Consider the following 8,942-nt stretch of genomic DNA (forward strand, 5'->3'; position numbering starts at 1 on the left):
GTATAAAGCTAATTTTTTGTAAAATTAGCTTTATACCATTCTACTTTAAAGCTTTATAATTTTATTTTTTATAGCATAAATAACTAAGCCAATTCTGTTTTTTACTTGCAGTTTAAAAAACAAGGCATCACGATAGCCATCTATAGTTTTTGGACTTAAAAACATTTTTTCAGCAATTTCTTTATAAGTTAATTCTGTGCAAACATGTTTTATAAATTCTATTTCTCTGTCTTTTAACTGTATTTTAGAATCTTTATAATCTTCATTTAAAGTACTAATAAGAAGATTAGAAATATCTTTAGTATGATAGTATCCATTATTTATAACTTCATTTAAAGCTTCCTCTAAAATACTTTTTTCTACATCCTTAAGTAAATACCCTTTGGCACCAGCTTTTAGCATTTTTATAATAGTATCTTCTTCTTCTTCAACAGAAAGCGCTATAACTTTAATATCTGGATAATTGGTTTTTAAATACTCTGTAGTTTCAATACCATTCATAATAGGCATATTAACATCCATGAGTACAATGTCTGGAATGTTTTTTGGGGTCTTTAGTTTTGTCACTAATTCTTTACCGTGTTTACATAAATATAAAACGTTAAAGTTATCGAACGAATTTACTAAACTACTTATCGCTTGCGATAATAGCATATGGTCTTCTACAATTACTATTTTATGTGTTTCCATTTGTAAGTGTATTAATATACATAATGTATATGTATAGAGGTGCCCTCTCCTACAACAGACTCTATTGTAGCTTTGGCATTAATAAGTTGTGCTCTTTTGCAAATATTGGTTAAACCAATACCTACACTATCTAAATTGTCTTTATCGAACCCTTTACCATTATCTCTAGCTGTAATATCTATACTTGTTTCTCTATAATCTATAATAACATTTAGTTCTGTTGCTTTGGCATGTTTTATAGTGTTAGAAAAGAACTCTTGTAATATTCTAAAAAATACAATTTCTACTTCTGGGTTTAATTTTTTTTGTTCTCCTATTATTTCTAGTTTGGCATCTATATACTGAATGCGATTAAATCTATTTATTTCTTGGTCTATTGCCGTTACTAAAGAAATGTTTTTTAAAGCTTCTGGATTTATAGCTTTAGATAAGGTTCTTAGTTCTTTTAGTCCTTTATTTAATGTTTCTAAAACCGACTCAATAGTATCGCCGTTTTGCAATTGTATTTTTGCAAGTGTTATTAATTGTCCAATATTATCATGAAGCTCCCAACTAATGTTTCTAAAGGTTTCTTCTCTAATTTCTATTTGGGTTTTTCCTATTTCTTGCTCAAAACGTTTTTCTGATTCTTTTTGTTCTAGTAGTAAGTTGTTTTTTCTTTTTTGAAAAATTATAAATAATATAATAATAATTATACAAAGAAAGACTAAAGTCCCTATTGCTATTAAAATAGTTAATTGTATAGCTTTTGAATCTTCATTCATAAATTTAATGATATTAATATTTACTGTCTTTTTGACTGCATATAAAACCTATAATAAAACAAATGTTCATAGCTAGAGCTAAAATAAAACCTGATAACCTTATTTTATCAAAGTACGGTATTTCGTACCAATAATCATTAATAAACCTTGTTGGTATTTTACTAACTAAATACAGTAATAAACCTATACTAATCCAAAATAGTAAATTTTTAGAAACGTATAATATTTTATTTGTATTTAAAATTTCTGAGAAATAGAAAATAATACAAATTATAACAAAAATTCCACCTATAATAAATGGTATCGTTTGTACTTCTTCATAATAGTTTTGTTTCAACATATTAAGAAAGAAGCTAATTGTATAAATTATAAGAAATCGTGTTATCCATACTTTATAAGCCTTTTTTTCAATGTATCTTTTATATAAAAGTAAAAGAAAAGAAAAATTAATTAAATGATATATATTATAAAGAATTGTATTGTTAATACTAGTGAATTCTTTCAAGTAATACCCTACATTTTCACTGATAGCTGCATACCAGAGTATTATTAAAAAATATTTTAAAAATGTATGTTTATATTTATAATAGTATATACTTCCAGTTATAGCGGTAACATATACTAATATAGATCCTATTTTTGGTAATAATTCAACTAATTTTTCGAGGCTCATAACTTCTTAAATATTAATCATCTTTAGGTGGCGGAGCCAAATTAAACTCATTTAAAATGGTCTTAGTTGTATTATTTTCTTGAGCTGCAGCTGCTGTTGAGCTACTAATAGCTTGAGAGGAACGAGCTGCAGTTTTTTGTAGCCCATTAGTTTTATTATACAAAGTCATTCTATCCTCTTTTTTATAATCTATCATTAAATTTTCAAGCGGAATAAAGTCTCCCTTAATAGGATCATTAGGTGTATAAGGCTGTATAACAAAAGGCAAATGATTCATAATGTTAAACTCTGGATCATTAAAATTTGTTTTTACAGTTGGTACCATAAAACTCGTTTGATTTCCTGGGTACTTTTCGTTTGTTCTATTAGGATAAGCAGCAAAATAAACACGTATACCAGAAACATCTTTATCTCTGTTTTTTCTTTGAATTCGCTCTAAATATTTAATGTACGCTTTCATTTTATCTAGTGAGATCCATACAAATTGGGTGTCTTCAAAATCATCATGGTATACATCTTTTAACTTGTCTTCAAATAAATCCAACCTAAGAGAATCGTATTGCTGTTTTATTGCTAATGCGCGTTCTTTTGTAATAAGGTGGCCTTGTAACGTTTCATTAGGATTACTTGGGTAATCTATATTTGGAAGCGACTTACAGCCAGTTACAATAATTAATAACAGTGTTAGTATAATAACTAACGAGGGATAAAATTTTTTCATAATTATGGAGGGTTTTTGGTTTATGCAAATTTAGTATAATTATAAGTAGTTTCAACGTGATTAAAAAACATAAGTATTTATGTTTGTTTTTAAGTAATTGATAATCAGCGTTTTTAGGTTTGTTTGTTATAAATAATAGGGTGTTTTTCCTTATATTAAATAGGTAATATCCTTTATGCAAAAAGAGTTTAAGGTTAATAGTATTTTTTGTTTTTGTAAAATATTATATGTATTTGACCCTCTGTTTATTATATCATTTAATATACCTTTAAGTGTTTCCCCTTAAACCTACAAAAGTCTTTTCCCTCTTTTAAAGCCGTTAAAAAAATAAAAGAAACAGGTTTTAAGCTATTGATTTTAAGTGGTGTAGTATGCAAATTTGTAGTGTATTTAAAATAATAAATACGCTATTAATAATAAAACATACTAATTATGAAAACAAAAAAACTTAAAGCACTAGTACTTTTTTTACTATGTATGTGTGCATGTGGTCCAATAAAAGACCAAACAGGAATTAAAGGAGAACGAAATTGTGGAACCATGAACGGTTACCAAGAACGTATAAAGAATGATGCAGAATTTGCCAGAAACGAACGTAATTTAGAAAATACAATTACTAACTATGTCGAGAATATAAGACAAGGCGGTTTATCTAACTTTAGATCTCAAGTCGTTACCATACCAGTAGTAGTGCATGTGGTATATAATACAAGTGCAGAAAACATATCGGATGCACAAATACAAAGTCAAATAGCAAATTTAAATCGAGATTTTAGACGTAACAATGCAGATGTAAGTACAATACCATCTGCTTTTAGTGGCTTAGCTGCAGATTCTAAAATTGAATTTAAATTAGCGCAAAGAGATGAAAACTGTAATCCAACTACTGGAATTACAAGAACAAATACTAGTACAGTTACATTTAGCTTTAATCCATTTGCAGCTACGGAAACGTCAAGAAACCCTGTGAAATTTGCGAGTAGTGGAGGAGTAGATGGTTGGGACTCTAGCCAATATTTAAATATGTGGGTTTGTAATTTATCGGGTACACTTTTAGGTTACGGTTCTTTTCCTTCAGATTTTGCATCTAGACCAGATGAAGATGGCGTGGTAATGGATTATCAATATTTTGGTGATACAGGAACAGCAACAGCTCCTTTTGATATGGGAAGAACAGCAGTACATGAAATTGGGCATTGGCTAAATTTAAGGCATATTTGGGGTGATGATGGTAACGCTTGTACAGGAAGTGATCATGTTGCAGATACACCAAACCAAGCAGGTCCTAATTATAGTTGTCCATCTTTTCCATCAATAACTTGTGGTAATGGGCCAAACGGCGATATGTATATGAATTTTATGGATTATGTAAACGACAATTGTATGACGATGTTTACATTAGGACAGTCTGAACGTATGGACGCTGTATTGTATACAACAAGAGCCAGTATTGTAAGTTCTCAAGGCGATATACCACCGCCAGCAATAGCAAGAGCCGATTTATTCTCTAAAGATACAGATGCAGATGTTGGAAATGAACCTAATAATGAATCTACTAGGTTTTATAGAAGCGAAGATATATGGGTAAGAAACAGTAACGATGGCTTAACTAATGAAGAACACCAAAACCCAATAGGTGGAGCTACAAACTACGTGTATGTAAAAGTACGTAATAGAGGCTGTACTACATCTGCAAGCGCTAATGTAAGATTATATTGGGCGAAGGCATCTACGGGATTAAGTTGGCCAACACCGTGGGATGGAAGTGTAGGGTCTCCAGTTTATGGGTCGCCTTTAGGCGTACAACCTACTGGGGCAGTAAGTGGTTCTGGTTATACTATTTTAGAGTTTCAATGGAATAATACACCAAACCCTAATGACTATGCTGCTTTTGGAGCAGATAAAGCGCACTTTTGCCTATTATCTAGAATAGAAACAAGTAGTACGGCTCCTTATGGAATGACTTCTCCAGAAACTACCAATTTAGGTAATAATGTTAAAAATAATAATAATATAGTTTGGAAAAATGTAACAGTAAGTATCCCTTCAGGAGGGCGATACGCTTCTGTACTGGTCTCTAACTATACAAGAACACCAAAGGTATATACACTACGATTCGATATTCCAAGAATTAAAAATATATTAAATAACGGTGAATTATATATTAGCCCAGAGAGCCCTTTAATAAAATACCTAAAAGAAACAGGGCAATTAAAAACTAAAGGAATAGAACAAACCAATAAAGGCTATTTAGTAGTGGATAGAAATGCACAATTATTAGATTTTAAATTAGACAGTTCACAAACGTTAGCCTTAGATATAGAGTTTATTAAAAACCCAGAGCGCTTAAAGTATAATAAAGCTGTTTTTGAATTTGAAGTAGAACAATACAATAAGCAAAAACAAATAGGAGGTCAACATTTTGCTTTTAAAGTAGAAAAGCAAAAATAATAATAAACTTATAACAGTAAGAGGTACTTAGTAATAGTATTATTATCAATAGAATTACATCTATAGCACAAAAAGGAGTGTTAGTAGTTATGGTTAGCTTGGAGCGTATTCTGTTTATAATAGGAGGAATACTATTATTAATGTGCCTCTTTATTTAATATAAAGAACCTCTATGTAAGCTTTTTTAAGAATTGAAGCTTAAGTATTTTACTTGCATACAAATACTATTTTAAATTCAATAAATAATCGGCTGCAGCAAAAGGCGTCGTTTTATTAGCTTCAATTAAAGCTAACTGTTTATTAAGTTCTGCTTTTATGGTAGAATGGTTAAAAAAATCATGTTTTAACTGCTCTTCAATAGTTTGTAATAACCAAAATTTATTTTGCTCGTTACGTTTAGTATCAAAATAGTTATTTGCTAAGGTTATAGAAATATATTCAGTAATAATATCCCAAATAGTATTTATCCCTTCTTTATTAATGGCGCTACAAGTTGTTACTTTAGGTTGCCAACTAGAAGCTTTTTCAGGATATAAATGTAAGGCACGATTAAACTCTACTTTTGCAAGTTTTGCCCGTTTTATATTATCGGCATCTGCTTTATTAATAGCAATAGCATCTGCCATTTCAATAATACCGCGTTTTATACCTTGTAACTCATCTCCAGCACCAGCTAATTTTAAGAGTAAAAAGAAATCTACCATACTATGTACAGCCGTTTCGCTTTGCCCTACACCAACAGTTTCTATAATAATGGTATCGAAACCAGCGGCTTCGCATAATATAATAGTTTCACGTGTTTTACGAGCTACACCACCGAGCGAATCGCCAGAAGGAGAAGGTCTAATAAAAGCATTTTTGTTTTTAACTAAATCCTCCATTCGGGTTTTATCCCCTAGAATACTTCCTTTTGTTAATGTGCTACTTGGGTCTACAGCAAGTACAGCAACTTTTTTACCAACACTAGTTAAGTAATTACCAAAAGCTTCAATAAAAGTACTTTTTCCAACACCAGGAACTCCCGTTATACCAACTCTAACCGATGCATTAGCATGAGGTAAACACTGCTTAATAATGGCGTTTGCTTTTTTTAAATGCTTACTGTTTCTACTTTCTACTAAAGTAATAGCTCTACTTAATGCAGTAATATCTCCTTTAATAATGGCTTTAACTAAATCCTCTGCACTAGGTTGCGTTCTACGTTTTAATTTAATCTTAGAAATAGACGAGGCATTGGTTATTTCTGGAGGAGAAATACCATCGTTTTCCTTTAACGCAGATTTTTTAGACTCTAAATTCAATATCTATTTTATTTTAAAGGCACAACAATTTTAGTGTCATCCCAAGCCATAGTTAACGATAAATTATCTGTAGAATTATCAAAAGCAATGGTAAACTGTTCTACTGTAGTGTTAAGTTTTTGTACGGGAGCAGTATAAACGACAACATCAAAATCGGGATTTCTCATGGCTTTCATAGTTTCATCTACACCCCATTTGTATTGTTTAGAGTTAAAAATAACATCCCAAGAATCATTATTAGGAATCGTCCAAAGTGTATATTTCCCTTCAGGAAGTATTTTTCCATTAATGTTTAATGCTTTATTGGTTTCAAAAGTAGTTGCTTCGTTTGCTCCTGTTCTCCATACCTCATTAAAAGGAACTAAAGCACCAAACACCACACGATTTCTTTTAGAGGGTCTATTATAAAACACTTCTAACTCAATATCATCTACAGAAAAACTTACAGTTTTCTTAGGACTTAAAGGTTTATTAAATATACCTCCAGTAAAATAGGAGTAACAAAATACACCTACAGCAACTACAGATAATAGAACTATAAGGCGCTTTAAAAAAATGCTCATTACGTTAAAAATTTGAAAGGATAAAGATACTTCAAAAAAATACAGTTTATAAATAATAACTGTTATAAAAACGCAAAATTTTGTAGCTTTCTTATAGATTTAGAAAAAAAATGTAACTTTTTTGCAACACAAGAATTTTTGTGTCGTCTTTAGTGAGAACAACAACCAAAAACCAAAAGTGAAAATAGTCTCGACAGATATTATTAAGTTGTGTAAGCAAAACAATCGTAAAGCGCAATTACAATTGTATAATAAGTATTGCGATGGTATGTATTGTGTAGCCAGACGCTTTATAGCTAATACTGCCGAGGCAGAAGATGTAGTGCAAGAATCATTTATTAAGGCCTTTTCTAAACTGCATCAATTTAAAGGAGATGTTACTTTTGGAGCTTGGTTAAAACGTATTGTTATTAATAAAAGTATAGACTATCTAAAACTAAAAAAGCAACGCTTAGTAGAGTTAGATGAGGTGCACCTAAAAGTCGTAGATACTGTAGATAATAGCAAATGGTTAGTAGAAGACGATACAACCCTAGATGATATTAAAAGTGCAATAGAGCGATTGCCCGATAAATATAAATATGTGGTTATGCTTTTTTTAATAGAAGGGTACGACCATCAGGAAATTGCAGAAATATTAAAGATATCGGCAGTAGCATCAAGAACACAATTATCTAGAGGAAAAATAAAATTACAAGATTTATTAAAACAAAAAAGCTATGGCTAGAGATATAAGAGAATTGTTTGAGGAGGATAGCAAACTAACAAATGAAAAAATGAAGCAAGGACACGAAGCTCGTTTTTTAGATAAGTTAGATACAGCCTTACCGCAACAAAACAAACCTAAGTTTAGCTGGTTAAATATAGCGGCAAGCATCGTAATTATTTTAGGAATAAGTTATGGCGCATATAAAGTATTTAATGGAGATACAGAAACGATAGAGCCTATAGAAGTTGTAAATAAAAGCGAAGACTCTAAAAAAGAATCTGAAGCAAAAAAAATTACAACATTAGGAGATATTTCTCCAGAATTTAAAAAGGTTGAAGACTATTATGTAGCTAACATTAACTTAGAGCTATCTAAAGTAAAAATAACACCAGAAAATAAAGAATTATTTGATGGTTACATAGCTAAACTAGAAGAGCTAAATACAGAATATAATAGACTGTCTTTAGAACTAGCAAACGGACCAGATGAGTTAACCGTAAATGCATTAATAAATAACTTGAAATTACGTTTAAACCTAATGTATCGCCTTCAAGAGCAATTAAAACGATTAAAAACTATAGAAGTAGAACAAGCTTAAAAGAGAGCATGTTATTAATTATAATCGTATAAAACATAACAAAAAAAATCAAAAAACGAATAGGTAATGTAGATTATATTTTGCATTACAATTAAAACCAAAACAATGAAATTTTTAAATATAAAATTAATCACCATTTGCTTGTTGACATTTAGTCTGTCTGCTCAGCAAAAACTAGAGAAAGCATCGCAGTCTATAAAAGCAAATAAAGATGTTGTTATAAACCTAAATACAACACATACAGACATAGAAGTCGATACCTGGAATAAAAACTATATAGAAGTAGAAGCCTATATGGAAAGCGATAAATTAACAAAAGAGCAATTGCAGAAAGCATTAAAAGCTTGGAAAGTAAATATTAATGGAACAACAGATGAGGTAACAATAGAATCTAACAAATCTGGAGGGTTATGGGAAATAACTGAAATGCGTAATTTAGATAACACCTCTCTAGAAGCCTTAAAAAACTTAG

Annotated in this window: 9 protein-coding genes; 4 read left to right on the plus strand and 5 right to left on the minus strand. The window is 30.4% G+C overall.

What is annotated here, in order from left to right; translation table 11 throughout:
• Window positions 1-45: 45 nt before the first annotated feature.
• The 3 genes from ACVC2P_RS12520 to ACVC2P_RS12530 all read right to left on the minus strand — a co-directional run bounded on the left by ACVC2P_RS12520 (window position 46) and on the right by ACVC2P_RS12530 (window position 2,848).
• Window positions 46-690, minus strand: a complete 645-nt coding sequence (locus ACVC2P_RS12520) for a response regulator (protein ID WP_452598806.1) — start codon at window positions 688-690, stop codon at window positions 46-48.
• A gap of 11 nt (window positions 691-701) precedes the next feature.
• Window positions 702-1,454 carry a sensor histidine kinase gene (locus ACVC2P_RS12525; protein ID WP_452598807.1) on the minus strand — a complete coding sequence of 251 codons (753 nt, stop codon included), beginning with the start codon at window positions 1,452-1,454 and terminating at the stop codon, window positions 702-704.
• A gap of 686 nt (window positions 1,455-2,140) precedes the next feature.
• Window positions 2,141-2,848, minus strand: coding sequence for a hypothetical protein (locus ACVC2P_RS12530; protein WP_452598808.1), 708 nt, complete (start codon window positions 2,846-2,848; stop codon window positions 2,141-2,143).
• A 432-nt stretch (window positions 2,849-3,280) separates the two neighbouring features.
• Between ACVC2P_RS12530 and ACVC2P_RS12535 the strand changes: the two genes are divergently transcribed.
• Window positions 3,281-5,299, plus strand: coding sequence for a zinc metalloprotease (locus ACVC2P_RS12535; RefSeq protein WP_452598809.1), 2,019 nt, complete (start codon window positions 3,281-3,283; stop codon window positions 5,297-5,299).
• A gap of 224 nt (window positions 5,300-5,523) precedes the next feature.
• On the opposite strand, the gene meaB is transcribed toward ACVC2P_RS12535, so the two are convergent.
• Together meaB and ACVC2P_RS12545 are read right to left on the minus strand one after the other, a co-directional pair.
• Window positions 5,524-6,603 carry a methylmalonyl Co-A mutase-associated GTPase MeaB gene (gene meaB / locus ACVC2P_RS12540; RefSeq protein WP_452598813.1) on the minus strand — a complete coding sequence of 360 codons (1,080 nt, stop codon included), beginning with the start codon at window positions 6,601-6,603 and terminating at the stop codon, window positions 5,524-5,526.
• A 5-nt stretch (window positions 6,604-6,608) separates the two neighbouring features.
• Window positions 6,609-7,163 carry a DUF2911 domain-containing protein gene (locus tag ACVC2P_RS12545; protein ID WP_452598810.1) on the minus strand — a complete coding sequence of 185 codons (555 nt, stop codon included), beginning with the start codon at window positions 7,161-7,163 and terminating at the stop codon, window positions 6,609-6,611.
• A gap of 184 nt (window positions 7,164-7,347) precedes the next feature.
• Here ACVC2P_RS12545 and ACVC2P_RS12550 point away from each other — a divergent pair, with 184 nt between their 5' ends.
• The 3 genes from ACVC2P_RS12550 to ACVC2P_RS12560 form a co-directional block, all read left to right on the plus strand.
• On the plus strand, window positions 7,348-7,890 hold the full coding sequence (locus ACVC2P_RS12550) for an RNA polymerase sigma factor (RefSeq protein WP_452598814.1): 543 nt from the start codon (window positions 7,348-7,350) through the stop codon (window positions 7,888-7,890).
• Window positions 7,883-8,470 (plus strand): hypothetical protein, encoded by a 588-nt coding sequence (locus tag ACVC2P_RS12555; protein ID WP_452598811.1) that lies wholly within the window; start codon window positions 7,883-7,885, stop codon window positions 8,468-8,470. The genes ACVC2P_RS12550 and ACVC2P_RS12555 overlap by 8 nt, the downstream gene beginning before the upstream one ends.
• A gap of 105 nt (window positions 8,471-8,575) precedes the next feature.
• Window positions 8,576-8,942: hypothetical protein (locus tag ACVC2P_RS12560; RefSeq protein WP_452598812.1), on the plus strand; the 367-nt coding region annotated here is incomplete at its 3' end.

The sequence above is a fragment of the Pontimicrobium sp. MEBiC01747 genome, assembly GCF_053601635.1.

What these genes read in the sequence shown, in the direction of transcription:
- ACVC2P_RS12520 (WP_452598806.1), bottom strand. Translation starts at nt 690, where the DNA reads ATGGAAACACATAAAATAGTAATTGTAGAAGACCATATGCTATTATCG.
- ACVC2P_RS12525 (WP_452598807.1), bottom strand. Translation starts at nt 1,454, where the DNA reads ATGAATGAAGATTCAAAAGCTATACAATTAACTATTTTAATAGCAATA.
- ACVC2P_RS12530 (WP_452598808.1), bottom strand. Translation starts at nt 2,848, where the DNA reads ATGAAAAAATTTTATCCCTCGTTAGTTATTATACTAACACTGTTATTA.
- ACVC2P_RS12535 (WP_452598809.1), top strand. Translation starts at nt 3,281, where the DNA reads ATGAAAACAAAAAAACTTAAAGCACTAGTACTTTTTTTACTATGTATG.
- ACVC2P_RS12545 (WP_452598810.1), bottom strand. Translation starts at nt 7,163, where the DNA reads ATGAGCATTTTTTTAAAGCGCCTTATAGTTCTATTATCTGTAGTTGCT.
- ACVC2P_RS12555 (WP_452598811.1), top strand. Translation starts at nt 7,883, where the DNA reads ATGGCTAGAGATATAAGAGAATTGTTTGAGGAGGATAGCAAACTAACA.